This window comes from Neobacillus sp. GCM10027624 (assembly GCF_042675345.1).
In the GTDB taxonomy this organism is placed as follows: Bacteria; Bacillota; Bacilli; order Bacillales; family Cytobacillaceae; genus Neobacillus; species Neobacillus cucumis_D.
Genome location: NZ_JBHTHD010000003.1, coordinates 829,910 through 853,930, shown reverse-complemented (window position 1 = coordinate 853,930; position 24,021 = coordinate 829,910). Strand labels below are relative to the sequence as shown.

The following is a 24,021-nucleotide window of genomic DNA, read 5'->3' as shown; positions in this document are numbered from 1 at the left end:
CTGTTCTGGGCTTAGATTAAGAGCCCCATAAGCGATTTCTTTAATAAGCTCCCAATCTAAACCTTTTACGCGTTTGGGTTGTCGTCTTCCTCTTCCTCTTTAGCCTCAAAATCATCAATGCTGACTTCTTTTTCGGTTTTATTGCTACCTAATAGTTTGGATTTTTTCAAAGCGTCCATGACAGGGGTCATTAATTCGGCAATGTTTTTACCGTTCTCTTGGATTTCTTTCCCTAGCATGTTTCCAACCACTTGCAGGGTTAATCCAGGATACTTCCACTTAAGCCCTGCCCAGTAAAAGGTACGCGCCAGTTTGAACCCGACTTGCTCCTCATTTAAAACGGAATAAACGCCTTTGCCATAAACCTCTTCAATGTCACAAGAAGCGTTAAAATCATATTTGAGTAAGTATTCTTTACCGTTAATCTCTACTTTTTTATAGGTCGTTAAATTGTCCATTTCCACAGTCCTTTCATATTCAAAATAAAAGCCCGCCTAATAAAAGACGGGCTCTAAATTATGGATTTTGTACGGTTGTAGGTGCTCCAGTACCTAACAGTTCAAAAGAGTACGTTACAGCATCATCATAAGGGCCATCTAATTCACGGCTTGTAACGAGAGCATCGCCAGTTTCTACGTCTCCTTTTGATCCTGTTTCGGACCATTTCGCTTTTACTTTTGTTTTAGTTCGCATCGCATTCTTTAATTTGGCATAAGCCGCATCACCGAGAACATAAGCACCGTCACAACTGATTTTCCACCCAGAAAATGCATAATCATATTCTTTCCATCCATCAGAGCTTTTTGAAGTGGTTTCAAACGTATCAATCTCTTCAGTAAATTTAGCACCTTGCTGGCCTGCAATTGTAATAAAGGTTCCTGGTGTATCCCCTTCAACTTGGATAATTACATCAATACCACGCATCTATATCAACCTCCTACTCTTTCTTTGCCTTTTTCGGTTTTTCCTCAACAATTTTCACATATCCGTGCTTTTCCCAATCGCGAACAATCTCATTGTCCAACTTGTAAGTTTCTCGTCGTGGATTGTACATCACATTTTCATACGAAAACTGAATGAGAGCTCTAAATTTATACATCTATTTCACATCCTAGTTATAAGGATAATAACTGTTCCATTGCAGATTGATTACCGCTACCTTGTCATCGATAACGTCACAATCAAGTTTTTCAAGTATGATACTATCTCCTGCTGGAGATCCGTCTTCATTTAAGAGAGGGATGGCCCGTTTATTCTGCCTTATGGTATTCGCCATTTGTTCTGCCCGGAGAAGGGCATCAGAAGACGTTTTTTCAAAGATTTTTACGGAAAGAAGATTGGTAACCTCATAACCTTGTTTGGAATATAGGTTATCAAGTGTCCTAGGGAGGAGGGAAATACATGCTTGGGGTCTCAATTTTTTCCGGTATGGTTTTAGAGTAAACTTTAACTGACCATAACGAATAAAAATATCCGCGAATTGAACCTAGCATTTGTTCCACAATTACCCACCCCCTAATTCACTTTGAATCCATTGTCTAAATTTCCGCTCAAAAGATGCTGCAAAAACTCTTTCAAAGATTGCTACCGCTTGGTCCCAATATGGCTGACCATCTATCCACTTCTGTTTTAACAGCATTCCTGTATCAGATCCAGGATCATATTCAAAACGGTCGCCGTTCCATTTACCTGGTACCCAACGGGTTGCTACTCCTTGAGGATTTTGCCAGTGGCCATCATTCACAAACTTTGCATACTTCACATTCGTTCCTATGCCGATTTTTAAGCCGCCATTTGTAATTTCCCAAACGTTTTCCCCGTCCCCTTTGGAAAAAGAGTTTAACAGCCTTCTGAAATCGACGGCTTCCATTCGAATGATTTCGTCCTGGACGATATCCAAAAACTCCATACCGGAAGCTTCCAGCCATAAAGTGAATTGCTCTTTTAAATTCGGACCGGATAAAGTATTTAAACGACTCAAGACTTCATTCATTCCGCGCAGGTTCACTCTGGATCTCATATCGAATCATCTCTTACTGCCGTTACCTCAATGTGATGGCTGCGAATGTTACGGGGAACATCTAACCGGTACGTCGTTCCGTTAAAAATCACTTTGTCATTAAAACGTACATCCGTTCCAATGAAAAAGTGAACCAGAAATGTTTCAATAAATACCACTCCCGGCTCACTGTTATAAATTTTTTGAGACGATTTTCCAAAGAGGCATGGGATGTCTAATAAATCAGGGTTTGCAGGATATTCGTATTTTGTTTCACCGGGTACCCCGTATGAACTGGTTTCCTGCTCTTTAATTAAATGGTATACACTGCATCGATCCGTTAATAAATTTTCATAGCTCATTAGATCGACCTCATTCTCATTCTTGTATTGCCAGTCTTCATATCAGCTACTTTGACATAACTTGATAAGAGGTCGTATACATCCGGTTTACGAACGCTTTGACCGTTTGCAAGCGTGTAGGAATAATCTCCAATTCGCTCGCTGAAAATACCTTTTGTAATTGACTCATCACTATTGATTAAGGCGAAAAACTGCGTCATTTTCAGGTAAGCAATTTCCACTTCTGGTGGTAAGATTGGGTACAAAGGATTTCCGTCCGTATCCAACCCATCAAAAGTATGACCAACAATGGATTTAATCTCTTGTTCTGCCTCGATGATATCCTTTTCTAAAAGGAAACGGTCACGATTTTTCACCTTATCAAAGACGGTATAGTCCATAACATCTTCGGGTGTAATCTTAGGCATTATTTTTCATCCTTCTTTTTCTTGTCTTCCTCATAAACTTCAAATTGTGGGTTATCCTTTAGATACTCATAGAGCTTGTTATCGACTTCTTGGGGCCGATCTTTTTTAAAGGTCTTTTCTCCGATAGAATAATCTTCTCCAATTACCAATTTAGCTAGTTTCATATTGAAACCTCCTTAAAAATATTAAGAAAAGAGAGCCCTAATATTTGAGCTCTCTTGTTAGATTAGTTGAATGTTGGTGTTAAGATCTTTTGGTATTTAGCAACCGCATCTTCCTCTTCAAATTGCGTATCGAGTTTAGCGGTAAGGACAATGATAAACTTACGTTCGCGAATATCTTTATCAACCTCAATTCGGACGTTTCGAGAAAAACCGACTACGATATTTTTAGGATTTGTAAAGATTAAATCGGAACCCATTGCAGTTCCTGCTCCTGCTCCGTCTAGGTCATAGTCCTGTAGCATCGCAATACCTTGAACAGGTGTCCCATAAGCAGTACCTAATCCACCTTGAATAGCTGTATCTCCTAAGTTCGTTTGACGGGATGCAAGTGAATCCTTCCAAGCCAATTCATTCGCAAAAGAAGTATAGAACCTCCAGTCCGCTGGATTACGGCGATACTTAGCAGGCACCGCATTCATTGATTTAAGGAAAACGGATTTGCTAAAAGCTACACCCGCGTTTGTACCATCAATTACATGTGAAACAGCCTTTTTACGGAGCCCGTTAAGGATGGATAAATACGCATCGGCTGAAGCTGTATCTCCATTGATAACAAGTTCTTCAATATCAAGTGCTGCACGAGCTGCAATCATGTCCATTAACGTGTTCTTAAGGTTATCTCCTTCGATATTGTTCTCCAAGGTATCATAAGTAATGTTCACTTCAGCAATTACCTCTTTAGCGTTTAACTGAATTGTACTTGTGGTAGGTACTGCACGATCAACATCCGCTAAGGCCGTTCCTTCCGTACCTTTTCGTAGAATACGAGAACCAAATCCGATTTTTTCAACCTTCATTGAGTCTGATTTCATTGGGACGTTACGAGCATCTTTAAGGATGGTTGGCTGGTCAATAATCTTACGATAAAATGTGTTGAATTGTTCTGGGCTCATCTGCCCGCCTGCTGCTAAATCAGATAGTTTCATAGCCGCTTTTTCAATAATGTTTTGATTTGTCATCACCATAATTTTATACCCTCCCTAATTAAAGTAAACCGTCCCAAACGGAACCGTTTCCTTCATTTTCTTTTGTAATTGGCTCTAGTACTTTAGAGATACCGCGCGCTTTTTCCACAGCTTCTAAACGTTGTTCCACTGGAGATAATGCAGCTTTAATGACGTCAGCTAGTTCCTTTTTAAGATCCTCGGAAACCGCCTCTGCATTCTCTTCAGACTTTACGACCTTTTCTTCTGTACCTTTTAGTTCTTTTTCAAGAGTATCAAGCTTTTCGGTAACTGGAGCCATAGCTTCCTTTACCAGCTCCATCAATTCTTCTTTTTTCACGTCGACTTCCTCCTCGTCCACTTCATTTTTTAATTCCTGTAATGCATCAAAGGCAGCATTGATTTTATCCATCCTAGCGGACGAAATCTTTTTGCCGGCTTTCTCAATGGTTTCAGGTGGTTTGCCCAAGGCTTTCGCGATATTATCCGATAAAAGAATTTCGTTAAGGATTTCAACGTAATCTTGAATAGCTTCACGAATCGTTGTTTCATCCTTTTCAAATTCATATCGGTCTGTCTGCCAATTGTAAGAACGAATAGATGTTTCGAAACTCGCCTGGGCAGACCAGAAATCATTGCTTTTCTTTGACTGTTCGAATTTATCGCGTACAGCGCCTTTTTGGATTTTTTCACCTGAGAAGAAAGCTTTCATGGCATTAAAAAAGCCCTTCACTTCCTCATCGGATTTCGTGACAGGCTTACTTTCTTGCTTTTCAATTGCTTCGGCTGTACCGGCCATGGAGTACCCAGTGAATTCACCTTTTTTGATTTGCTCCCAAATCTCTTCGGTCGCTTTGGTGACGATCACCCAGGACCCTTTCGTGATGATTTCACCATCGATATCCATTTCAACCGGTGCAATGTAAGACTCCACTAATTCACCGGCACCCGCTTCAAAATCATGCTGGGTGTCAATGTTGCGGAAATCCTTTAAAAACTTGTGCGCTGCCTTTTCGATTTCCTCAGCCGCCATGGAATCCCCATGTGCATCTTCTACATCCGGCTCATAGACCACTCCATATACCAGCTGATGTTCATCCTCGGCTTTCGTTACGATCCGGACTTCTTTTTGGAAGGTAGGAGCTGCCGCCGATTTTGTCAGGAAAAATTTCTTTTGGTTTGCACCTTTATCCACATATGATACGTGGCTAATGTTTGCATTTTTCAGTTCTCTCGCCAATTTGTTCACCTCCTCTCAGTTATTTAGTTGCTCCAGTTAAAAATTCAATTTCATGAGTGGTAGCCCCATCATATGACGCATAAATTTTTATATTTCGAATGCCCTTCACTTCTTTACCGTCCTGAAAGACCTTAAAGCCGCCTTTTAAGTTCTCTTGAACGAATACAAGGGCAGGCTCATTATCAAGTTCTAGGACAAAATTATCTTTCCTCTCCACGTAAACTCTCCTTTCTTTGCCATTTAGTCTACTTTCACCTCTGCTTCCGTCATCATACAAATAAAATAATCCCCGGAGTAATCGTTAATAATCTCTACTCCCTCATGGTTCCAGCCGCATGATGCACAATTAGATACAGTTTGGTTTACTAGGTCCACGACCATTGGGATTTTAACCTCATTTTCTGTGTACCAATATTTGTCGTACATTTGACCTCATCTCCCACAAAATAAAAAGACACCTTATTTGGTGTCCTGTCTCATGGTATTCTTTTTGGCTTGAAGTACCGCAATTTCCATTGATTTTATCAGCATATCAAATTTATCTTGTCGGTTTCCTGTAACCCTGTAGCGTTCTTGGTATTCCTTAAACTCAGCTTTTGATTCTTTCAGCCATCGATGTAAATAAAACTCATCAATCATTGACCCTACTTCTTGCATTTCTTCCATAAAATCACCTCGAGGCTATTCTTTGCCAAGGTTGGAAAATTTACGCATTCATTTCCTTCAAAGCTTCTTCCCGGAGCTTTTCTTTCTCCTCTTTGCTTAAGCCTAAAATATCCTCATCCACTACCGGACCCATGGCACAATGACAATTCACGCGTTCACTCGCAGGCAAAGAAGGATCACGGGGAAAATCCGCTTCATGACCATTCACGTCAAACTTGTCATCGACTCCTACCTCTGATCGGTCCATGTCTTGATGGGCTTTTCGAGGTTTAATCTTCCTACCGCCTGAATGCTTCCACATCTTTTTAGTAACAGCCGGGCTTTGTTTGTAGGCTTCCCACTGGCTGCGACTGGATGCCGTTAAGATTTCCGTAAGAGCCGTCGTCCGTGCCCGCTTACGGTCAAACTCCGGCAGGTCCTTAATCGCAAGTTCTGCATCTTGGATAGAGCCGCCAGCCTCGATAACAGCCTTCAGTTCTGCCTCGAGCGCTTCATGTGCATTCAGTTTCATGAGATCCGCTAAGTCTTTTGACCATGTATCAATCCAATCAATTGTTTTCTGAGACAAAACATCAAAAGCAATATCTTTATCGATCGCAGCCATGATTTCCGCTGTTAATTCCGTAATCGTCAACGTCAGAAAATCCTTTGTGAGCTTTTCCATGTCCTCGAAGAAAGGATCGCTTCCAAAGAGATTCTTAGAAAAATAATCTAATAAACCTTTTACCGTAATCTCTTTTTGGACGTATTCCTTTGCACCATTTAGGAAGTATTTCCGTTGATTGCGCAGAAGCTTAGCCAGCTTTTTCTCATAATCATCGATGTACTTAGGCACCTTATCTAAACCGGGGAACTCAGGCACGACATCTGTGATATCTTCATCGTCTTCCTCGGCTTTTATTATGTCGTTTATGGATTTCAGGAGACGTTCTACCTTACTCATGATTGAATCTCCTCTAATACGTCACGCAGATCCTTTAAAAGGTTAACCAAATCATTGCCCGTAGATTTTTGCAGCTGCGTTTGCGCTGGTGCAGCCTGTTTAGGCATCGGCAGGTTATACTCATCCGGGAATGCCTCCAGGTCTTTTCCTAATAACCGTCCAAGTAAATCCCGTAAATCGTTAGGAGCCGTAGCGCCCGCATTGACAAAAGGAATAAGCGCTTTGGCCGTTTCGATTGGATCTCCAAAGTCAGGACCTTTCAACGACAGCAGGACGTTGTATATATCCAAATCACTTAGAAACAATGTATTGAGCTTTCCAGTGATTAGTTTGCGCTCTGGCCTAAATACCTGCTCCTCTGTAATCTTTCTGGCTGTATCTGCAGTAGCTTTGTTATAGTCCTGTGACTCGCCAGTATATAACGGTGGTAGCCTGAACGCGGACCGAAGCTTGTCCCTTGTTTTCGTGTCGTACTCTAAGAATAAAGCATCCTGCTGCAGGATTTCAGCCAGTGATTTGATTTGTACCTTAACTGGTGTAGTCTTTTCTTCGCCTTCATAGGTTTCCTGTGCGATCCCCTCAGCCTCGAGTAATAAAAATTTATGAGCATTGTCTACCCCTTCAATCCCGTTCATATACTCTTGCAGCTGGCTAACGGAGTCATCGGATAGCATGCCGTTTTCAACAATGATAGCTGCCGGCACATGTCGGCCCTGTTTGAAATATAGGTAATTTAATTCTTCTGCTTTTCTGGAGCCGTACAAGCTGACAATATGCCCAATCCACCGGGGAATACCATAAGTACCTGAGCCAATTTTAAAATGAATTAATTCAGTAGCCCGGAGATTTTCAGGAGTGCTCTCGTCATATTTTCCAGTTCGCATGTCCATGATCCGTGGGTCTCCGTATTCTTTAAACCAAATCTTTTGTCCGTTTACTTCCTGGACATATTTCCGGAAGGTCCGCCAGCGTTTAATGGTTTTAGGATTTTCGTTCTCGAGAATCTTGTACTCTACTTCTTCCGGGACAGAACGTTTACAGACACGAATAAACTGGCCATCTGCATATTCGATACCAGCTGGACGGTTAAGGACATCTCGTAATACTTCGACATAACCATTACCCATTTTCTCACGGTCCTCCATAGCAAAGCCCAGGATAGTTTCAGTCTCTTCGTCGTAATTCAAATAGCGAACAAATTCTTCAAGCCTCGTCCATTCCTCATCAGCTTTTTTCTGTAGACCTTCACTGGCCGCATTATAGTCAAAACGATATTGAGGTTGAAAGCCAAAGCCGAAGATATTCGTCTTATATGCCTCGATACACTGTTGCAGGATGGTGGAATACTCGCCAATCAATTTAAGCTCTTTTAGGTTGTAAGGTGGGATAAGGATTTCCCTATTGTACTGTCCTTTAAACGGATCATCGTAAATCTGTTTACTTGTTGTAGAAGGTGCTTCCGTTTTAACAACTTTCACTTTCATCTTTTGTTGTGTCATCGTTTACCTCCTTTCTCTGCTTGGTCGTTTTTTGCTCTTCTCTTTCAGATCCGTCACGTTATAATCATCCAAACCGTACCAAATAGCTGATAAGGTATGAGGGTCGATATTAAATTCATCCTCAAGTACTTTACCGTTTTTATCGGCCACGAACGTAAGGTTTTTCAATTCCCTAATGGTGTTCTTGCACTGGTCAGAACAAATAATTTTCCGGAAACGTTTAATCTTTTTGGTGTATTGTTTCCTAGAACCTTTAAATTTTTTAGCAGCAACCATGTTGAAACCCAGCTGCCTATAAAACTGAATGGTTTTAGGTTCTGCGCTGTCCGCTTTTATTCGCTCCTGGCTTTCTTTAAACTCAATGATTTCTTCAGCTGTTCGGTCATCAGTCATTTTGTTTTTATAATATTCCCAGTAGATATACAGGTATCGTTTCTCGTGGTCTACTGCGAGCCTCAGCAAAGCATTAAAGGATTCCTCAAAACCAAAGTCCATCCCGACTCGTCTAATCGGCTTATGGATATTCGAGATAGCTTCCAAGACTTGTTCATGTTCTTCGATTGTAAATTGAGGGAGTACTTTAACCCCGTTCACGCCAAAATGACCTTTCCGGGCAATCCGGTGAAGGTCTGGATCATAATCTTTTAATTCATCGAGTTGGGCGATATAACTTTCTGGAAGGAAAAGATTATCGTCAGCTGTAGAATGGTGGTAATAGGTTTCGCCGACTACTACAGTCCGTTTTTCGTAAAGCTCGTGATCATCCAGAACGTAGCGTTGGTTTTGTTCGTCTTTGAAAAAATGCAGGAAGGTCCAGTTATCCTCACCCACTGGATTAGTTGATAAAATCATGTGCAGTGGTAATTTTGGATGACGAAGACGTCCAATTAATTCTTTAAATCCTGCATACTTCACTTCAGAACATTCTTCGACCCAGATTAGAGAAACGTTATTTATTGATTTTAGTTTACCTGGCTTGTCCATCCCCTTGAAAATGATTCTGGAGCCATTGGGAAACTTTATCTGCATTGGCGATTCCACGCATTTGAACCGATGCTCCAATCCCATATCCTCAATGATTTCTGTAAATAGAGAATAGGTGGACTCTTTATGGGTGTCGAATACTTCGCGAATAACCAACGCTTTTCTTTTCTCCTCAAGCAATTTCAAAATGATTTTTAAAGCCACATGATAACTTTTTGAGGATCCGTAACCGCCAACTAGAAACTGATACTTTTGATCCCAATCAAACAGAAAGTCTTCAAAGTGAGGGTTTACATCCTTCTCGATCATGACCGCTCACTCTTTCGCTTAATTAGAATTTCGATTGGTTTATCATCATTACCTGAATTGAGTTTATCTACTTCTTTTTTCGTCTTTTCAATACCCAACTTCATACCTTCAAGCTTCAATCGCCGTTCATCATCGATATGTGCCATTTCATCAAACTGACGAATTAAACTGCGAAGCTCGCTCATGGCCCGAGATTGAGCATTTAGAAAAGTAGCGTGTTTATCCCAGGCGAATTGAATCTCCCATTCTGTTTCATCAACATCCATATTGTCGGAGCGTACACTCTTTTCTTTCTTAATTTCTTTTGAGATAGCATCCTGATCACGAACGAACATAATTTGTTGAGCCCGGATAATAGCAGCATACTGAATTTGAATTTGATCCCAAATTAAATCGGCTGGAGACCTATCGTTCAAACTCTCCATGATTTCCAATGTTTCAGGTGGGAGGAATTTAGAGAATAAACCATGTGTTTTAGCATTTTGGTTTCCCTTCGGTGCCGCTCCCCCACTGTTACCTTTGGCATTAATATTGCCTTTTGGTGCACCCCGTTTTTTTGTATGCACACTTTTTCCAGAGGGTGCGCCCTTGTTTCTAACCCAGCCATATCGCTGTTTCCATGACTTAACTGTATTTATGGAGACTCCATGCATTTCTGCGATTTCCTTGTATTTTAGGCCTTTGACATAATCCTTCTCAGCTTTAATATGATCCGCTGCCATCTTACATCACCTGCCACCTCCGAATTTTATGTTTGTTTTGAGCAAAAGAATAAGCACCCCGAAGGATGCTTTTACTCTTCAATCTTACCAAAAAGATCATCTTTGTATTTTTCTTTGTTAATTTCATGAATTTCATCAAATTTCTTTGTATATTCGTCCATTGTGATCATTTCTTTTTCTATTAACAGCTGAATTATTGCATTTATTCTAGTACGAGCTGAAATAGATTCAATTGCAATATTTGCAAATAAATTTGGTTCTTGTTTATCTTCATTTTCCTCTCTTAAAGTCACATGAATTGTAATTTCAGTGTCATCATATATCTCATGAGGAAAATTGTAAGAATAGGATGTTTTTCTGACTTTTAATGTTTCTTCGGTGTTAATAATAGTGATTTCAAAATTTTCGTTGTTTAAAAGGTTTTTATATAAATTAAATTCATTTTCACCTGTAACAACAAAAGAAAACCTTAGTTCTTTCCCCTCGTTTTCAATACCATCCTGAATATTTTCTACAACAAGGTTTTCAACACTCAATTTAACATTATTCAAAATTATTTCTTGGTTCATTTTTCCACTTCCTTTCGTCTATTAAATTCGACAAAAGGAGATATTTTCCTGCTACTTTTTTACTATTTTTCAAAACTTACTATATTTGGGACCAATTCTAACTGCTTTAGTCTTTTCCATATACATGCTTCTGACTAATTTAGAAAGTTCATCTTTCCCTAATTTCTTAATGATGGATATCGCAAATTCTCTATCCACACCCAAGTTTTCTGTAACTTTTATAACACTGTTGGTTATTGCGTATTCTTTGATGATCGCTTTTTCTAATGTGTCAGCATCATACTTTTCCACCAGATCAACAAAATGCTGCAACCTTTTAATTTCTGATTTGGCTCTTTCTAACGTAATCATTTTTGACATAACAAATCTCCTCCTTCATGGGAAGAATTCGATTAACACATGTCAAAACCTGTCATATATTATTAATGTTTTGTGACATTATTTATTTCGAATCGCACCATGTTTCCTTGTGTACGTCTGTTTATTCATTCCCATCAGTTCTTCGAGATCCTTCCGTGATAACTGCTCTTTTACTTGCTTCTTAGGTGATTTCTCCTGCTGCTTCTTTTCTGACATAGGCATCACCCTTTACCGTTTATTCACTCCAAACTAAACCTGAACACTCCAAGGCTTTTTGATTACCGACAAGCGTTATCTCAAAAATTAATCAGATTTAGTTTGCAAAGAACATAAAAAAAGACGGTGATCGCCTACCCCTAAACGATTACCGCCTAAAACAAAAGTTCTTGCAGAAACTAATTAAAACTAAGCAGAATAAACTGTTTGAACCTAGACTAGTTGGGACTGTTTCCGCAGCCCGTAAGGGTGGAGAACCGGTAGAAAACCGCCGCTCCGTCCTGCCTCCCATTTTACACGAGTGACTTTTCTAATTTCAAAAGTGAGACGAATTGGCTTTTTTGGCTCAAAGTGGACAAAATGGCTTTTTTGGCTTCTTTGGCTTGATTTCGTGTTATCCCAAGTTGATCTGCAATCGCTCTATAACTCATGCCGTCTAGTAAACAATCATAAATAACCCTGTCCTTTTCATCATCTAATAGGTCTCCTGCCATTTCGATGGCATAAACTTGTTCCTCATACTTTATTAATCGCTTATATAGCCGTTCTTCCCGAATATCCATATTTTCTAATTCAGCAAGACTTTTTCCAGTACTCCCCTTTGGCATGGCTGCTTCTAAACCATACTGAGCGACACCCCAGCTTCTCATCGTTGAAGATGAACCATACAATTGCCGCTGTAAATGGTCCACTTGTTTCCGCATCCACCGGTAATCCCTCAGAAGTTCCTCAATTTGTTCGATTAAGGAAATATTCAAATTCATCACTCCGTTATCCGCAATTTATTAACAAAACAATCCTTAACAAAATGTTCGTAGTGCGACGTTAACGAATTTTGTACTTATCAAAAATACGTTCCATTTCCGATATAACTAGCCAACTAATATCATTCATACTTTCAGCGTGACCAACTCTTGAAACTGCTGAAATTTCAATGTCCGTTAACTCTATTCCTTTGTTTTCAATTTTATTGACCAACTTTGTGGTTTTACGTTTTAATCGAGAAAACTCTTTTTCATCTTCTGTCATCTACAGTTCATCCTTTTCATCTAACGAGTAAGGTCGTGTCGTTTTTTGACAACTTTTGTCGAAAGTATTTTTATATCCAATAATTTTTCATATAATTACTTTTGTGCTTTTTCATAAATATTTTTTACCAGGAGAATTTACCTACTATGAAGCAGTTTGTTTTTGAATCAGAACTCTTAAATAGAATAAATGAGAAAAGAAATATACTTTTGAATATAGCTAAAAGCACAGGTATCAATAGTTTAAAAACATTGGAATGTAGCCAAGAGCTAGATAGTTTACTTAACTTATATCGAAAATTAGTATCGGAAAAGGATATTGAACCATCACTAAAATGATTATCTTAAAATGTTCTTTGGAGAGTCTTATATGAAATTTGATTGGATTCAATTACTACTGTATCTATTTCTTATTGGATCATTATTCCTATTTGGCTATGTTGGGATAGGCTTTGCTTATTTAAAATTAATACCCCTTTAATGATTTTTAGATCTTGATGGTGCGTTTTAAAATCAAATAATCTTCCAACCTTTTTTTATACTTAACAATTACTCCAAACTAAGTAGTATTATTTAAAGCAAAGTGCAAAGAATAAATACAATATTAGTGAGGAGTTAAAATATGAAACCATTAGCAATTATTACAATTTTTTTGCATATAATAACTACCGTCTTATCTATAAACTGGAATAGGTGGAAAGAAAACAAACAAGATAAAAAACTTTATATTGCACTAATGATTGGTGGTTTTATTTGGTCTCAACTCCAGACAGAATACCTGATATGGAGGATTAGGAAAGACACAAATAAGATAGTTAATAAAGAATAGATATTCTAGGGAATCGATTAATATATGATTCCTTTTTTATTTGGTACTTCGTACTTTCTATCAAGTTTTTCCTTAATACAACTTGTATGCATACTTGCAATTCCCGCAATTAAAGCCACTTTCCGGGACAAAGTTATCTTCAAATACCTGGTGCAGCTCACATTCATTCCAGTTCTTTGTGCAGCCATTGCATTTTACTGTCATGATCTCTTCACACCATTTATAAAACTGTTGTCTGGGAACGACAGCATTCACTAACCGGTCAGCTATATCCCGATGTACTTGTTTAAGCGTATAATCATCAACAAGCTTAAAATCAAACTTCATTATCTTTTTCTTTATTACATCCTGCTCTTTTTGGCTCAATCGTTCGTAAACAGAGGATAAAAATTTCCGCAAATACGTCTCCGATGTTTTAAGGTTCTTGTGCTCCTCTTTTGTCATATTGTCTCTTTTTGACCATTCTTCCAACATACTACTGATTTTTGGTCCATCTACTCCAGCATTTCTTAATCCATCCATCATCTGCACAATCGATTGAAGCACCATAAATTGATTTTTCTCATTTGCATTTAGGTAATCTCGCATAATATATCCCCACCTAATCTTGTATTCTTTGTGACATCTATTTACTTTAGAATTAACTATTGCTAGTCTGTATTTGGGCCAGTGCAAGCCCAGACAATCACTTTCTTCCCCCGGGCCCAACTCCACGTTGAGAAACCCGAGGGCTTTTTATTATTATCATCCCTTTAAAATTCCGACCTTTACCCAATACCGACGCCAATACATGACATTTAATTCTTTTTTACGCTTTTTTATGGCCTTTTTTAGTCTTCTTTTCTGCTTTGCTTTGTTTACCATACCTTCGCCTCTCCTTCGGTATTTCCGTGCCACCTAATCGCTTACAATCCATTCCGAACCGACTGGAGCATTTCTTATAGAGGGAACATCTTGTGAAGCAAATCATCATGTTGTCTTCCCTAGCCATCCATTCGGGGCGATCATCTGCAATAATGACCTTTTGCAAGAAATTCCCTCACTTTCAATTAGTTCTGTTCCTCTTCCAGCTCCCAAAGTTCAAATCCAATGCCAGGATTATGCGAGTAAACTTTTTCACTATTAATCTGACAAACTTGTTTATCATCAATAAACGCAATTCCGTTCAATGCATCGAGTAAGCCTTTGACCAAGTTATCTAAATCCTTGGTAGAGATATGAAATTGTCCTTCCTTCACTTTTACTCCACAACTTTTACCGTTCTTAGGGATTGGCATATAAAACGTCACCACAAGACTGATAGGCCCCTCTAACTTTTTCAATTTCCCCTTTACCAAAGTCTGAATATGTTCCTTGTATGCGTAATACTTGTGATAGGTCTTGTCCACATATTTCTGTTTTTGAGTGGTCCGAACATAACTTACCGGTATAATTGATAAAAACATTTTATTTATCATCACTTAATCACCAATACCGTTTCCTCCACGAAAGACATTTGCCCATCTGGTGGTTCATTCTTTAATTTTTCAAGCTTCTTTTCGCAAACAGGACCGATTCCTTTAGCGATACTTTTTTTACTCTTTAACGGACGATTGCAGACCGGGCAGATCATTAGCTCTCCATCTCCTCTTTGATTTGTTCCGCTATAGCACTGGCAACCGCCGCCACCTGAATTAACTCTTTATATAAGTCATCAGCATCCGTTTCCTTGGCGCTGACAAGGTTCAAATAGCTTTGGGTAGCCTGACATACTTCACCAAACTCTTCGCCTAGAATAGCCAGCCAAACTCCTAATGGATGCCTTTGATTTCCCCATTTCTGATTTTGTAGAACACGTTCTTTAAAAACTTCCAAATTCACTTCTGTCATTAACTCTTCAAAGCTCATATTCTCCCAGCCTTTCTAACTATATTTTTCAACTCACATCGAACGGTAAACAATTTCACTAATCCCTTTTTTCTCACGTTCCATTTTCGACCGTTGTTTTCTCCTTGGGATAGTCCCTCGCAAACCGCCTGGCCTTGGTTGAATCCACCCCTCTATTTCACAGTGCATCATCAGCAAAGCAACCTCATACTGACTGATCCAATTCTTTTCGGCTAAATCGCCAATGTGGTACCCTTCATTCCACTGTTCGATGAATCGTTCAATTTCCCGCGGTGTGTAATCCATCTTTGCACCATCTAGGATGATGATCCGTTCTTTTAAGTTGTTTATGCCTTTCATCAAAACCACCCATTACTTGAATGCTCTGCATCGATTTCCCTAAATGAAGCAAGAACCAACTCATACTTTAATTCCTCATAGGTGCAGTCATGGATCAGCTTGCCTGTTTGTGATTCCCTGACACCCATTTTTAAAAGCCTTTCTAAAACAAATTTGTGTTTCATTTCTTGGTGAAGTATCTTTTGAGCTATGTTCATTTCTTCACCTCATTTTTCTATTCTTGGTATTCCTCGAAACTTTTCTTAAATTTATCCAGCGATTTCATCCAATGTTTATTTTCTGCATTATACAATGCCTTGAAATAGACCATCGCTTTTAAAAATAAAGGGTTGTCACTATTCAAACCGATCCCCTCCACCAAATAGAGTTGCCGGTTAAATTTGTGTTTGTACACTTGACCGATATAAACACGCTGAAGCATTGTTCCCCTCCTTTGTTTTTTCCTAGGATTGATTACTAACTTTTTTTCAAGCTTGATGTGTATTTAAGCTCGTACTCGATTTCAACAAAAAATTCTGTATCGCAAACGTAACAGGCCATTTCATGTTCTCCAGGCTCATACATATCGTCACTTGAACATTCTGAAGCACAAACAGGACATATAATTTTATCTTCACGGAAACAATCCCATTCGGAATGTCCATTTTCCTCCGCTTGCCGTAGTGCTTCTTGTTTTTGCTCTTCATGTTCTCTTGCGCGACAAGGTTTACACTGAAATCCATCAGGATGTCCCCAAGGTATTTCAGTAAGCTTTTTTCTATGAGTTCCACAAGTAATACAACGATCATGATTCTCGCAAACAATATAAGAATATTTTTCGTTATTCTTAAGGCACTTGCTACACCCACAAACCCAATACCAACCATCTTCAAATTTCTCAGCGTATAAACCTTGCATAGGTGGATCTAATTTGATTTCAGGTAATTCACCTCTGTAAAAACTGTCATTCCAAAAATTTGTGTGACCAGATCGTGTTCGTTGTTCCCATTCCTTTGGTATTTCAGGAATAAATATTTTTGTGTCTTTTAAACTCATTGATTCTCACCTTCCCTAATTCGTCTTTTTGATCATCTATGGTTTAAAGCTAATTTTTCTGAATAGCATTGAGCGCAGATCCCCTCAACTGCATATCCGTTTTGCCTCTGACACCACGGGCAAATTTTGGACTCCGTTATCCAGCGGTGATGACAATCCAGGCATTCCATTTTCACTTCACTTTTCCGCTTATTTACGACATAACCGGCAGCATTGCAATTCGGACATTGTGCGCTCATGATTTAACCGCCTTTAATTCAGCTAATTCCTGCTCGAGCTTCAAATTTTCCTTGAACAGCTTATATTTGTTTAATCCTTTTAGCTGAACGATTTCTTCGGCTTGTATTTTGTTTTTCGCAAATAGTAAAGTTTCTTGCGTTTTATATAGCTTTACTTCTTGCTGGAGCTGATCGACCATCACGTCTATTTGTTCGATATCATCGATGTAGCTTGCTTCCCGTTCGAGTGCCCCAGCAAGCTCTAAATTACGCTTTTCTAATGTTTGAATAAGCCATTCAATTTCGGAAAGATCCATGCGACCTCGATTATAATTAGCTTTGATTTCCTGCAAGTTCATTTGTTTAGCCACCTCTAAAACTTTTAAGTTTTTCCTCTACCGCGCGTTTTTTTGCATCTAATTCGCTTTGATCAACTGGTCCCGGGACATATTCTCGGTCCATATATTCTGGAACCTGTTCTTGGCGAATTGGTTTTGTATATTTTCCCGCTCGAACTGGTTTTTGCTTATTAAATTTCTCCTGCTCGTAAGCTCTGACTCTATCTAATGAATCTAGTTTGCTATTAGCCCATTCTTTTAAAAGAAATTCAACAAATCCGTAAGTCCGCTTATTTCTGCTGTCAGCAATATCAATCGCTTCATTAATGATTTCTGCTTGTCCATTAAAATCATCTAACCAGGCATAAAGCTTATTCATTTGGACGGTCGATAACCGGCAAAGCACTTTTTCAAAGTAAACGATTGGATTTTCTGTTGTAGTAGTATCTTTTTTATTTTCATTATTACCATTATTGTTTGTGTTCACTTGTTGTTCATTTGCTGTCCATTTGTTGTTCATTTGTTGTTCATTTTCTTGGTTAGTAAACTCTGAACCCCTTGATACATAAGGGTACCCTTGCATATTTTGTTGTTCATTTTTCTGTTCGTTTTTTTGTTCTATCTGATGAAACCCTTCAAATGTGCTGTTCATTTGTTGTTCATTTTGTTGGTAGCTATGCCAGTTAAGTATTGATACGACGCTGAATTTTGTATATGATTTGATGTTCACGAAGGAATTAGATTCTAAGAACTTCATCCATCGCCAAAGAGTGCTTTCAGGCACTATATCCGATTTTTTTGCTCCGCGATTAAATTCAGCAAAAAGTGAATGTCTACCGGTTACAAATTGCCCTGGCTTAAGTTTAATAATTTGTTTACCGACCAATTGTTCATGCTCTTTATGCGAAGCTTCCAGAAGGCAGAGCATCCACAATTTTAAAAGTTTAGGATCCTGCCATACTGGATTGTTCATGATTTTCCTGTGGATGCTTACCCACCCTTGCAAAGCTTTCACCGCCTATGTGCTTAATTAAGATTTATTCGTTCTTTTCATCATCAAATTTCGCCATTTGGGTGAAAAAAGATGGAGGCTTTATCCTCCTGTGTTTGATCTTGATATCAATTCTTCCTGAATTAGTTCCAATAATGCTTGTTGCCGTTCTATATACTCAGTAACTGGATTACCTCCGGAAACGTGTGAACCAATTCTCTGAAAGGTATCTTCTGCTAATATCCTTAATCCATCGGTCGAAATGTTAGGGATACTTGATTTCCAATAGGAAAGGTTCATGGGACAAACACCATCTTTCCAGTAAGTTTTTGAATTTCACTTTTAAACAAATCCGCATCCGAATTTGTATCTGAAAGATGCAGCAACCATATTTCTTGGACCTTTGATAAGTCATTCGCTTTAAAAAACTCTTTCGCATTTTCTAAGCTGAAATGTGATCTCATAAGCCGTTTTTTTCTGCCATTATCGATAAATCCATGAATGACATTTTGATTTAAAATATCCATGGAGTAATTTGTTTCTACCATGATGTGTGTAAGGCCGCTGAATTTGTACCGGATAAAATAGGTATCAGTCGCAAATAACAATTTCTCTTCATCCTGATTAGCTAGTAAAAATCCAATCGGTTCAGAAACATCGTGCTCCACTTCAAAAGGAAGTATGGTCCACGTGCCGATTTTGAATTGTTCCCGGGCTTTTACCGGCTTAATTCGATGATGGGTAATATTAAGAGTCTGGATAGTGCCTTTTGAAGCGTATACGTCGATTCCAGCCTTTAAAACATCCTTAATCGATTTAACATGGTCATTATGTTCGTGTGTGACCAGGCATCCGGCAATCGATGACGTTTGAAAATCAAGTCCTTTTCGAATATCTTTAAAACCGATTCCACAATCCAAGAGGAGGGGGGTAGTACCGTCTGTCACTCGATAACAATTCCCCTTACTGCTGGATGCTAAGGCTTTTATCTCAATCAAAACGCTGGTCCGCCTGTTTCAACTAATTCAGGCTCCTGGACGATTGTTTCTTCGGGCAATTCCTTTTGTTCGGTTCGTTCTTCAAATTCCACATCGATGATTTCACCATTTGCATTGTTTTGAATTTCCTCTGCTAATTGTGCCTCTTCTGCAGAATCGTCCGCCCGGTTAATATGCTGCATTACCAAGCTGCTATCATCAGACGCATTCATGAATTTTTTACAAGCACGATTAATGACCGTCTTTTTCGCCATTTCTTGCTTAAATTCATCGTGCGTAGATCCTTCTTTTTCAACCGCTTGCCCCTTGGCCCAAAATTGCGCTTTGCTCCAAGCCTTTCGAAGTTCATCAATTGTCATTAACTCGTGATATACTGTACCGTCCGCCATTACGATAGTTGCATAAGCACCAAGGATTTTATCTTTGTTGATGTTTCCGAATTTCTGTTTATGGGTAAGATTCGTAATACGGCCGTTTATCATTTCGTAATCCACGTCATCACCTTCATAAATGACAGCAGCATCAATGCTTTTAGCTCCGGTAACGCGTTTGGTAACGGCCATAGTTCCAAAATAAGAACGCTGGAAAGTCAATTGATTACCGTAAACAATGAAGTAGCCTTGTTTTTTGGTTGGATTTAAACCTTGAACCACCATGTCCAAAAGTGCATTCGCCACACTATCTTTTGTACAAACCTCTAATGCCGCTTTTTGATTTCTGTCCTTTGTAGTTTGTAGAATCAACCATGCTGATTTCATTGCATTTTCCGGACTGTAGTTAGCCGGGAAGTGAAGCTCATTCTTTTCTTGGAATTCCTTTACCTTTGCCGCAACAACATCCACTGTATCTTTTTTAATTAAAGCTAATTGATTACTCATTCTTCTTCCTCTCCCTCTTCATAAACAAATTTGACTTTCTTTCCATTGTTTTCGATTAAGAAACTTTCAAGAAAACTTGCTATATCACCGGAAGAGATTAAATCTCTCCCGATGATTGCATCCTCCGGACATTCCCATAGTGGATGGACACCAAAAATCTTTTTGCCATTTACCTCTAAGGTGTCGTGAGTAGCAAAATCTCTATCTTCCCAGCTTCTTACTTTGACAATGACTACCGCACTCATGCGACAACCTCACAATCGACAGTGATTAATGAATCATCAACAGGTTCAACTCTTAAAGATTTATCCTGTTCGGAAACGACCAAGCTAATAGTTTGAGCATTTGTATCAATAAATTTGGTTACTGCTTCCGCATTATCGATAAAAATTGGAGCAGAGAATCCGTAATGCTCGGAAAGGGTATTAATAATATCCAAACCAACATTGATTTTGGCTGCGTTATTCAAGCCTGAACTGTATGGCACTCCAAGATATGTAGTTTCACATACTTCTGTAAGACCGCCATTTATTTGTTCGGAAAACAGCTTGAATTTTGCGTATTTAAACTTGCTGTTAATCTTTTCTTCAAGAAGATTTACCTTGGTCCGGATAAATTCTTCTGTAAGGTAAAGTTCCTCTTCTAGCTTTTCAAACTCGGCAGCAAGTGTTCTCTCCTGTGACATCAATTCGTTAATCCTGATTTGCGATTGATCCGCTAAAGAAAACTTTCCTAATTCACCTTGAAGTTGATCACGCATAACCTTTAATTCTGCGACCTCACCGTATATGGATTGAATGGATTGCTCTCCAGCTTCCCTTAACTCGCGAATTTCAGCGACAATGGCGTTTTTCTCTGTCAGTTTAGCTGCATACTCAGGAACCTCCAGAATGTCCACGATAGTAATTTCAATATCCGTTAATTGATCTATCATTTTTCCAACAAGCTCTTTTTTCTCTTGGAGTTGACCTTCAATTTTTAAAATTTCTTTATCGAATTCTTCATTCGCTTTCCTTAATTCCTCGAACTTTTCTTTCGACTGCTTCCCCTTTTTATTGATCACTTCTAAACGTTCGGATTTATTTTGATTAAAGGAAGCTAGCGCCTTATCTCTAACCACTTGGATTTGCTCTTCTGGAAGCGACTGACCACATGTAGGGCAACTGCAATCTGACTCATGGGTGAAAACTTGACTGTTAATTTCATGCCAATCTTTTCGTAATTGCTCCATGTTGTTATTCAAATCTTTTGCAGCGACCTGGTTCATTTGCTTACGTTGTTTAAAAGTATCAACCTTAGATTGAAGGATGGTAACATTTGAATTTTCTTCTTGGATGCGAGTCTTTAACGAATAAACTTTTTCATTCGAATTAGCCTGGTGCTCTTGTTTTATCTGAAGCAAAGCAATTTCGATTTCTTGAATAGCCTTTTGTTTTTCTGAAATGGCACTTCCGTTGCGAATGTTGTTGATCAGAGTCATTTTTTCATCAATATCACAATTTAAACGGTCAATTCCTTTTTCTAATGATTGCTTTTCAACACCATCCAACTGAGGTAATGAGCGTTTAATTTCATCGATACGGACTGGAATTTTGTCGAGCTCTTTATTAATTTCAGAGCGACGAGCTGCAATGACTTTTCTGTGATCCTCGATGCCTCGGCCATTAAGTATTGCTTGAAGCTTGGACAATTGTTGATTAGAGGAAATGACCTCCTCTGTTGTTATGTCTCCACAAATTTCTAAAAGGGTTTTCCGGCGATCCTGCCATTTAACCTGTTCATTGAAATAAGATGGGCTTGTAAGCAGTTTAAAAATATCTTCTTTGATGATGGAATCTACTTTATCGGTATACTCTTTCTTCTTCACTGGAACTCCATCAATATAGTAATCAGTGGTATGGCCCGTAAATTCTTGCTTGGCCGAACCGCGTTTTTTGGTCCATTTCTCTGAAAATACTTTGCGAAGCGTTAGAGTTTTATCGCAATAATCGAATGTAGCTTCGACCTCATGTTCAAGGCCGTGAAGCTCCTTTCCGTCGGATAATGTTTTAAGTGCAAAATCCTTTTTGTTTTGGCTATCTTTATCGAAAAACAACCAGATAAACGCATCGAACAAAGTAGTTTTACCTGTTGCGTTATCTCCGTAAACAGCCGCGTTTTGGCCGTTTATTTCAATGGTGAATGAAGCTACACCTTTGAAGTTTTTTAATGATAGACGAGTTAATGTTAATTGGTTCATACTTTTGCCTCCTCTTCTTTTTCTTCAAAGAAAATTGCTACGTTAAGACCATCATCGTAATTTTTGATTTTGAACCAGTGGGAACTTTCACGAGAAATTTCTTTATACGGAATATTGACCATTTCACTAAGTTCAACAGCAACCTTTTCCGCAGATCCTTTATCATCGAAACGATGGAAACTAATATCGATCACGCCGCCTAATTCCAAAGCTTTAAGGACAAACGCTAATTTTTGTTCAACACTCATTTCATTTCCTCCTCATATTTGGACTTGCTACCTGAATGAGGTTCATATAAAATCTAAGTAGGTTATTGTTTTGGACGTTGATTTCTGACATAGAAATCGTTGATTTTATATGTCCCCTTTTAAAATCCCTGTTCGCACCAGGGGTTTTTTAATTAGCGATTTTAAATTCAAAGTTGTATTGTTCATGCAGATACTCTTCTAAACGATTTTCTTCGATAACATCAAAACCATTTTTATCGACGACCCAGCCGCCTTTAAAGATGAAATTCAATTTTTCAATACAATACTGCTTCAAGTGTTCTTTTAAGATGATTTCGTCGAAGTTGTCATGATCGATAGAAATTTCATCCCCTTCAAGTACTTCTGTACCATTGAAACTACAACCCCAATGCTCCGGCTGCGTAGCTGCATTTCGTAAATCCTCAAGCCTTAATCGAATATCAGAATGTTCCATTAGCAATTCACCCCTTTCAGATTTATTTCAAGTGCCTTCAGTATTAACAGAATCTGTTTTCTTTCCGGGACACTGGAGCAGAAGAAGATTTCCGTTGCTTTTTCTTCTGGTCCTTTATCGACTTCATAACCGACATAAAGCGCTTTACAAAGGACATCTAACGGTAATTTGTTTAACTGTTCTGTGTTGCCTGAAAAGATATCCTTGATGCGCCATTCCACGATTGATTCCTTTTTTCCGTATTCCAGCGCATGTTCTAAAGCTTCCGCTTGCGCCTTGGATATTCGAACCTTACTCATTTTCTTCACCCCCATTAGATTGAAATCTTTGAAAAGTCATTCCAGCGAAAAACGCAACAATTATTGCTACTAGGAAATCGGTTAGCATTAGGACAACACCTTCTTTGGCACAAACGCTTCAATGTATTTCAATGCTGCTTGTAAATCCTTTCGCTTAATATCCTTGTAGCTAGTAACACCAAACCGATTGCGAATTTCTCGATAAAGTTCAGCGAATAATGGTGGCCGTAGTTCCTTATCGCTTTCTAATTCATAAACCCTGGAAGCAATTCCGATTTGTACCCTCCTTTGTTCCCCGTGATCCAAAGTGATTTGGTTCTCAATCATGCCGCGAACCTCTTTTACTTCCTCTTTTACAGCTGCAATTTCCTCAGATGATTCGATGGATAGTTTCATTGCAGCGACTAGTTGTTCTCTTTCGGTCAAAGCTCTGATTTGTTTCTTAACTGTGTAATAATCATCAACCAACGTTTCATACGCTTCCCAAGATTCATCGGTGTTTAATGATTTTGCGTGGAGCCATGCTCCTTTTTCAGTCCAGAGATAAAGTACAGAAGTAAATTTAAGGTTGCCGTCAAATTGTCGCGACCCTTTAAAAGCTTTTAACTCTTCCCCGGACAAAGCATAAAAATGTTTTCCTTGAACATAGCGATCAGAATTACGTTGAAAATTCCGGTTAATTATTTTTGTGTCGGTTCCATATGCTTCCGCTAATTGCTGAGTAGTTAAAACCCTTGCTCCGTTCTGTTCAATGACCTTTAGTTCGTTCATTTTCTTCTCTCCCTAGTACGAATAG

Annotated in this window: 45 protein-coding genes; 2 read left to right on the top strand and 43 right to left on the bottom strand. The window is 38.8% G+C overall.

What is annotated here, in order from left to right:
* Window positions 1-65 precede the first annotated feature (65 nt).
* From ACFQZ9_RS09275 to ACFQZ9_RS09170, 22 genes are all read right to left on the bottom strand, one after another.
* Entirely contained in the window at window positions 66-458 is a 393-nt protein-coding gene (locus ACFQZ9_RS09275) for a hypothetical protein (protein ID WP_498943477.1), read from the bottom strand.
* 58 nt (window positions 459-516) lie between these two features.
* A complete protein-coding gene (locus ACFQZ9_RS09270; RefSeq protein ID WP_498943476.1) occupies window positions 517-924 on the bottom strand; it encodes a phage tail tube protein in 408 nt (135 codons plus the stop codon).
* Between the two features lie 13 nt (window positions 925-937).
* Window positions 938-1,099, bottom strand: coding sequence for a hypothetical protein (locus tag ACFQZ9_RS09265; RefSeq protein ID WP_498943474.1), 162 nt, complete (start codon window positions 1,097-1,099; stop codon window positions 938-940).
* A gap of 12 nt (window positions 1,100-1,111) precedes the next feature.
* Window positions 1,112-1,276 (bottom strand): hypothetical protein, encoded by a 165-nt coding sequence (locus ACFQZ9_RS09260; RefSeq protein WP_498943473.1) that lies wholly within the window; start codon window positions 1,274-1,276, stop codon window positions 1,112-1,114.
* Between the two features lie 228 nt (window positions 1,277-1,504).
* Window positions 1,505-2,008, bottom strand: coding sequence for an HK97 gp10 family phage protein (locus ACFQZ9_RS09255; RefSeq protein ID WP_498943618.1), 504 nt, complete (start codon window positions 2,006-2,008; stop codon window positions 1,505-1,507).
* Between the two features lie 8 nt (window positions 2,009-2,016).
* On the bottom strand, window positions 2,017-2,361 hold the full coding sequence (locus tag ACFQZ9_RS09250) for a DUF3599 family protein (protein ID WP_498943472.1): 345 nt from the start codon (window positions 2,359-2,361) through the stop codon (window positions 2,017-2,019).
* On the bottom strand, window positions 2,361-2,768 hold the full coding sequence (yqbG, locus tag ACFQZ9_RS09245) for a protein YqbG (RefSeq protein WP_498943470.1): 408 nt from the start codon (window positions 2,766-2,768) through the stop codon (window positions 2,361-2,363). Before yqbG ends, ACFQZ9_RS09250 begins: the two co-directional genes overlap by 1 nt.
* Window positions 2,768-2,932 (bottom strand): YqbF domain-containing protein, encoded by a 165-nt coding sequence (locus ACFQZ9_RS09240; protein WP_498943468.1) that lies wholly within the window; start codon window positions 2,930-2,932, stop codon window positions 2,768-2,770. Before ACFQZ9_RS09240 ends, yqbG begins: the two co-directional genes overlap by 1 nt.
* Before the next feature lie 62 nt (window positions 2,933-2,994).
* On the bottom strand, window positions 2,995-3,951 hold the full coding sequence (locus tag ACFQZ9_RS09235; RefSeq protein WP_498943617.1) for a phage major capsid family protein: 957 nt from the start codon (window positions 3,949-3,951) through the stop codon (window positions 2,995-2,997).
* Window positions 3,952-3,976: 25 nt separating this feature from the next.
* Window positions 3,977-5,185: an XkdF-like putative serine protease domain-containing protein gene (locus ACFQZ9_RS09230; RefSeq protein ID WP_498943466.1), complete on the bottom strand. Its 1,209-nt coding sequence runs from the start codon at window positions 5,183-5,185 to the stop codon at window positions 3,977-3,979.
* A 10-nt stretch (window positions 5,186-5,195) separates the two neighbouring features.
* Window positions 5,196-5,393 carry a hypothetical protein gene (locus ACFQZ9_RS09225; RefSeq protein WP_498943464.1) on the bottom strand — a complete coding sequence of 66 codons (198 nt, stop codon included), beginning with the start codon at window positions 5,391-5,393 and terminating at the stop codon, window positions 5,196-5,198.
* A gap of 23 nt (window positions 5,394-5,416) precedes the next feature.
* Window positions 5,417-5,602 (bottom strand): hypothetical protein, encoded by a 186-nt coding sequence (locus tag ACFQZ9_RS09220; RefSeq protein WP_498943463.1) that lies wholly within the window; start codon window positions 5,600-5,602, stop codon window positions 5,417-5,419.
* 33 nt (window positions 5,603-5,635) lie between these two features.
* Window positions 5,636-5,842: a hypothetical protein gene (locus tag ACFQZ9_RS09215; RefSeq protein WP_498943461.1), complete on the bottom strand. Its 207-nt coding sequence runs from the start codon at window positions 5,840-5,842 to the stop codon at window positions 5,636-5,638.
* Window positions 5,843-5,882: 40 nt separating this feature from the next.
* Window positions 5,883-6,785: a phage minor head protein gene (locus tag ACFQZ9_RS09210; protein WP_498943459.1), complete on the bottom strand. Its 903-nt coding sequence runs from the start codon at window positions 6,783-6,785 to the stop codon at window positions 5,883-5,885.
* Window positions 6,782-8,284, bottom strand: coding sequence for a phage portal protein (locus ACFQZ9_RS09205; RefSeq protein WP_498943457.1), 1,503 nt, complete (start codon window positions 8,282-8,284; stop codon window positions 6,782-6,784). The genes ACFQZ9_RS09210 and ACFQZ9_RS09205 overlap by 4 nt, the downstream gene beginning before the upstream one ends.
* A 3-nt stretch (window positions 8,285-8,287) precedes the next feature.
* On the bottom strand, window positions 8,288-9,574 hold the full coding sequence (locus tag ACFQZ9_RS09200) for a PBSX family phage terminase large subunit (RefSeq protein WP_498943616.1): 1,287 nt from the start codon (window positions 9,572-9,574) through the stop codon (window positions 8,288-8,290).
* Complete coding sequence (gene terS, locus ACFQZ9_RS09195; protein ID WP_498943455.1) at window positions 9,574-10,299, bottom strand: phage terminase small subunit; 726 nt, start codon at window positions 10,297-10,299, stop codon at window positions 9,574-9,576. Before terS ends, ACFQZ9_RS09200 begins: the two co-directional genes overlap by 1 nt.
* A 71-nt stretch (window positions 10,300-10,370) precedes the next feature.
* Window positions 10,371-10,868 (bottom strand): hypothetical protein, encoded by a 498-nt coding sequence (locus ACFQZ9_RS09190; protein ID WP_498943453.1) that lies wholly within the window; start codon window positions 10,866-10,868, stop codon window positions 10,371-10,373.
* Between the two features lie 69 nt (window positions 10,869-10,937).
* Window positions 10,938-11,228 carry a hypothetical protein gene (locus ACFQZ9_RS09185; RefSeq protein ID WP_498943452.1) on the bottom strand — a complete coding sequence of 97 codons (291 nt, stop codon included), beginning with the start codon at window positions 11,226-11,228 and terminating at the stop codon, window positions 10,938-10,940.
* 78 nt (window positions 11,229-11,306) lie between these two features.
* Window positions 11,307-11,444, bottom strand: a complete 138-nt coding sequence (locus tag ACFQZ9_RS09180) for a hypothetical protein (RefSeq protein ID WP_498943450.1) — start codon at window positions 11,442-11,444, stop codon at window positions 11,307-11,309.
* A 293-nt stretch (window positions 11,445-11,737) separates the two neighbouring features.
* Window positions 11,738-12,148 (bottom strand): sigma-70 family RNA polymerase sigma factor, encoded by a 411-nt coding sequence (locus ACFQZ9_RS09175; protein ID WP_498943615.1) that lies wholly within the window; start codon window positions 12,146-12,148, stop codon window positions 11,738-11,740.
* Between the two features lie 121 nt (window positions 12,149-12,269).
* Entirely contained in the window at window positions 12,270-12,473 is a 204-nt protein-coding gene (locus ACFQZ9_RS09170; RefSeq protein ID WP_498943448.1) for a hypothetical protein, read from the bottom strand.
* A 146-nt stretch (window positions 12,474-12,619) separates the two neighbouring features.
* On the opposite strand from ACFQZ9_RS09170, the gene ACFQZ9_RS09165 reads away from it, so the two are divergent.
* Both ACFQZ9_RS09165 and ACFQZ9_RS09160 read left to right on the top strand, forming a co-directional pair.
* Complete coding sequence (locus ACFQZ9_RS09165; RefSeq protein ID WP_498943446.1) at window positions 12,620-12,811, top strand: aspartyl-phosphate phosphatase Spo0E family protein; 192 nt, start codon at window positions 12,620-12,622, stop codon at window positions 12,809-12,811.
* 283 nt (window positions 12,812-13,094) lie between these two features.
* Entirely contained in the window at window positions 13,095-13,301 is a 207-nt protein-coding gene (locus ACFQZ9_RS09160) for a hypothetical protein (protein ID WP_498943444.1), read from the top strand.
* Window positions 13,302-13,373: 72 nt separating this feature from the next.
* Here ACFQZ9_RS09160 and ACFQZ9_RS09155 read toward each other — a convergent pair whose 3' ends face one another.
* From ACFQZ9_RS09155 to ACFQZ9_RS09055, 21 genes are all read right to left on the bottom strand, one after another.
* Window positions 13,374-13,889, bottom strand: a complete 516-nt coding sequence (locus ACFQZ9_RS09155) for a DUF5651 domain-containing protein (RefSeq protein ID WP_498943442.1) — start codon at window positions 13,887-13,889, stop codon at window positions 13,374-13,376.
* Window positions 13,890-14,109: 220 nt separating this feature from the next.
* Window positions 14,110-14,331: a hypothetical protein gene (locus ACFQZ9_RS09150; protein ID WP_498943440.1), complete on the bottom strand. Its 222-nt coding sequence runs from the start codon at window positions 14,329-14,331 to the stop codon at window positions 14,110-14,112.
* 19 nt (window positions 14,332-14,350) lie between these two features.
* On the bottom strand, window positions 14,351-14,758 hold the full coding sequence (locus tag ACFQZ9_RS09145) for a RusA family crossover junction endodeoxyribonuclease (RefSeq protein ID WP_498943438.1): 408 nt from the start codon (window positions 14,756-14,758) through the stop codon (window positions 14,351-14,353).
* Entirely contained in the window at window positions 14,758-14,913 is a 156-nt protein-coding gene (locus ACFQZ9_RS09140; RefSeq protein WP_498943436.1) for a DUF6011 domain-containing protein, read from the bottom strand. The genes ACFQZ9_RS09145 and ACFQZ9_RS09140 overlap by 1 nt, the downstream gene beginning before the upstream one ends.
* Window positions 14,913-15,188: a MazG-like family protein gene (locus ACFQZ9_RS09135; RefSeq protein WP_498943435.1), complete on the bottom strand. Its 276-nt coding sequence runs from the start codon at window positions 15,186-15,188 to the stop codon at window positions 14,913-14,915. The genes ACFQZ9_RS09140 and ACFQZ9_RS09135 overlap by 1 nt, the downstream gene beginning before the upstream one ends.
* A gap of 33 nt (window positions 15,189-15,221) precedes the next feature.
* Window positions 15,222-15,527 (bottom strand): hypothetical protein, encoded by a 306-nt coding sequence (locus ACFQZ9_RS09130; RefSeq protein ID WP_498943433.1) that lies wholly within the window; start codon window positions 15,525-15,527, stop codon window positions 15,222-15,224.
* Entirely contained in the window at window positions 15,527-15,724 is a 198-nt protein-coding gene (locus ACFQZ9_RS09125; protein ID WP_498943432.1) for a hypothetical protein, read from the bottom strand. Before ACFQZ9_RS09125 ends, ACFQZ9_RS09130 begins: the two co-directional genes overlap by 1 nt.
* A gap of 17 nt (window positions 15,725-15,741) precedes the next feature.
* Window positions 15,742-15,948: a hypothetical protein gene (locus ACFQZ9_RS09120; protein WP_498943430.1), complete on the bottom strand. Its 207-nt coding sequence runs from the start codon at window positions 15,946-15,948 to the stop codon at window positions 15,742-15,744.
* Between the two features lie 35 nt (window positions 15,949-15,983).
* Window positions 15,984-16,562: a hypothetical protein gene (locus tag ACFQZ9_RS09115; protein WP_498943429.1), complete on the bottom strand. Its 579-nt coding sequence runs from the start codon at window positions 16,560-16,562 to the stop codon at window positions 15,984-15,986.
* A 32-nt stretch (window positions 16,563-16,594) separates the two neighbouring features.
* The gene (locus ACFQZ9_RS09110) at window positions 16,595-16,801 is read right to left on the bottom strand and encodes a hypothetical protein (RefSeq protein WP_498943427.1); all 207 of its coding nucleotides are present in this window, start codon (window positions 16,799-16,801) and stop codon (window positions 16,595-16,597) included.
* On the bottom strand, window positions 16,798-17,139 hold the full coding sequence (locus ACFQZ9_RS09105; protein WP_498943425.1) for a hypothetical protein: 342 nt from the start codon (window positions 17,137-17,139) through the stop codon (window positions 16,798-16,800). The genes ACFQZ9_RS09110 and ACFQZ9_RS09105 overlap by 4 nt, the downstream gene beginning before the upstream one ends.
* A 4-nt stretch (window positions 17,140-17,143) precedes the next feature.
* Window positions 17,144-18,091, bottom strand: coding sequence for a DnaD domain protein (locus ACFQZ9_RS09100; protein ID WP_498943423.1), 948 nt, complete (start codon window positions 18,089-18,091; stop codon window positions 17,144-17,146).
* A 120-nt stretch (window positions 18,092-18,211) separates the two neighbouring features.
* The gene (locus ACFQZ9_RS09095) at window positions 18,212-18,409 is read right to left on the bottom strand and encodes a hypothetical protein (RefSeq protein ID WP_498943422.1); all 198 of its coding nucleotides are present in this window, start codon (window positions 18,407-18,409) and stop codon (window positions 18,212-18,214) included.
* A complete protein-coding gene (locus ACFQZ9_RS09090; protein WP_498943420.1) occupies window positions 18,406-19,107 on the bottom strand; it encodes an MBL fold metallo-hydrolase in 702 nt (233 codons plus the stop codon). The genes ACFQZ9_RS09095 and ACFQZ9_RS09090 overlap by 4 nt, the downstream gene beginning before the upstream one ends.
* Window positions 19,104-19,985 carry a recombinase RecT gene (locus ACFQZ9_RS09085; RefSeq protein ID WP_498943418.1) on the bottom strand — a complete coding sequence of 294 codons (882 nt, stop codon included), beginning with the start codon at window positions 19,983-19,985 and terminating at the stop codon, window positions 19,104-19,106. The genes ACFQZ9_RS09090 and ACFQZ9_RS09085 overlap by 4 nt, the downstream gene beginning before the upstream one ends.
* Window positions 19,982-20,230, bottom strand: a complete 249-nt coding sequence (locus ACFQZ9_RS09080) for a hypothetical protein (protein WP_498943417.1) — start codon at window positions 20,228-20,230, stop codon at window positions 19,982-19,984. The genes ACFQZ9_RS09085 and ACFQZ9_RS09080 overlap by 4 nt, the downstream gene beginning before the upstream one ends.
* Complete coding sequence (locus ACFQZ9_RS09075; protein ID WP_498943415.1) at window positions 20,227-22,224, bottom strand: coiled-coil domain-containing protein; 1,998 nt, start codon at window positions 22,222-22,224, stop codon at window positions 20,227-20,229. Before ACFQZ9_RS09075 ends, ACFQZ9_RS09080 begins: the two co-directional genes overlap by 4 nt.
* Window positions 22,221-22,472: a hypothetical protein gene (locus ACFQZ9_RS09070; RefSeq protein WP_498943414.1), complete on the bottom strand. Its 252-nt coding sequence runs from the start codon at window positions 22,470-22,472 to the stop codon at window positions 22,221-22,223. Before ACFQZ9_RS09070 ends, ACFQZ9_RS09075 begins: the two co-directional genes overlap by 4 nt.
* A 148-nt stretch (window positions 22,473-22,620) precedes the next feature.
* Complete coding sequence (locus ACFQZ9_RS09065; RefSeq protein ID WP_498943412.1) at window positions 22,621-22,926, bottom strand: YqaI family protein; 306 nt, start codon at window positions 22,924-22,926, stop codon at window positions 22,621-22,623.
* Window positions 22,926-23,225, bottom strand: coding sequence for a hypothetical protein (locus ACFQZ9_RS09060; protein WP_498943411.1), 300 nt, complete (start codon window positions 23,223-23,225; stop codon window positions 22,926-22,928). Before ACFQZ9_RS09060 ends, ACFQZ9_RS09065 begins: the two co-directional genes overlap by 1 nt.
* 87 nt (window positions 23,226-23,312) lie before the next feature.
* On the bottom strand, window positions 23,313-23,996 hold the full coding sequence (locus tag ACFQZ9_RS09055; RefSeq protein WP_498943409.1) for an ORF6N domain-containing protein: 684 nt from the start codon (window positions 23,994-23,996) through the stop codon (window positions 23,313-23,315).
* Window positions 23,997-24,021 lie beyond the last annotated feature (25 nt).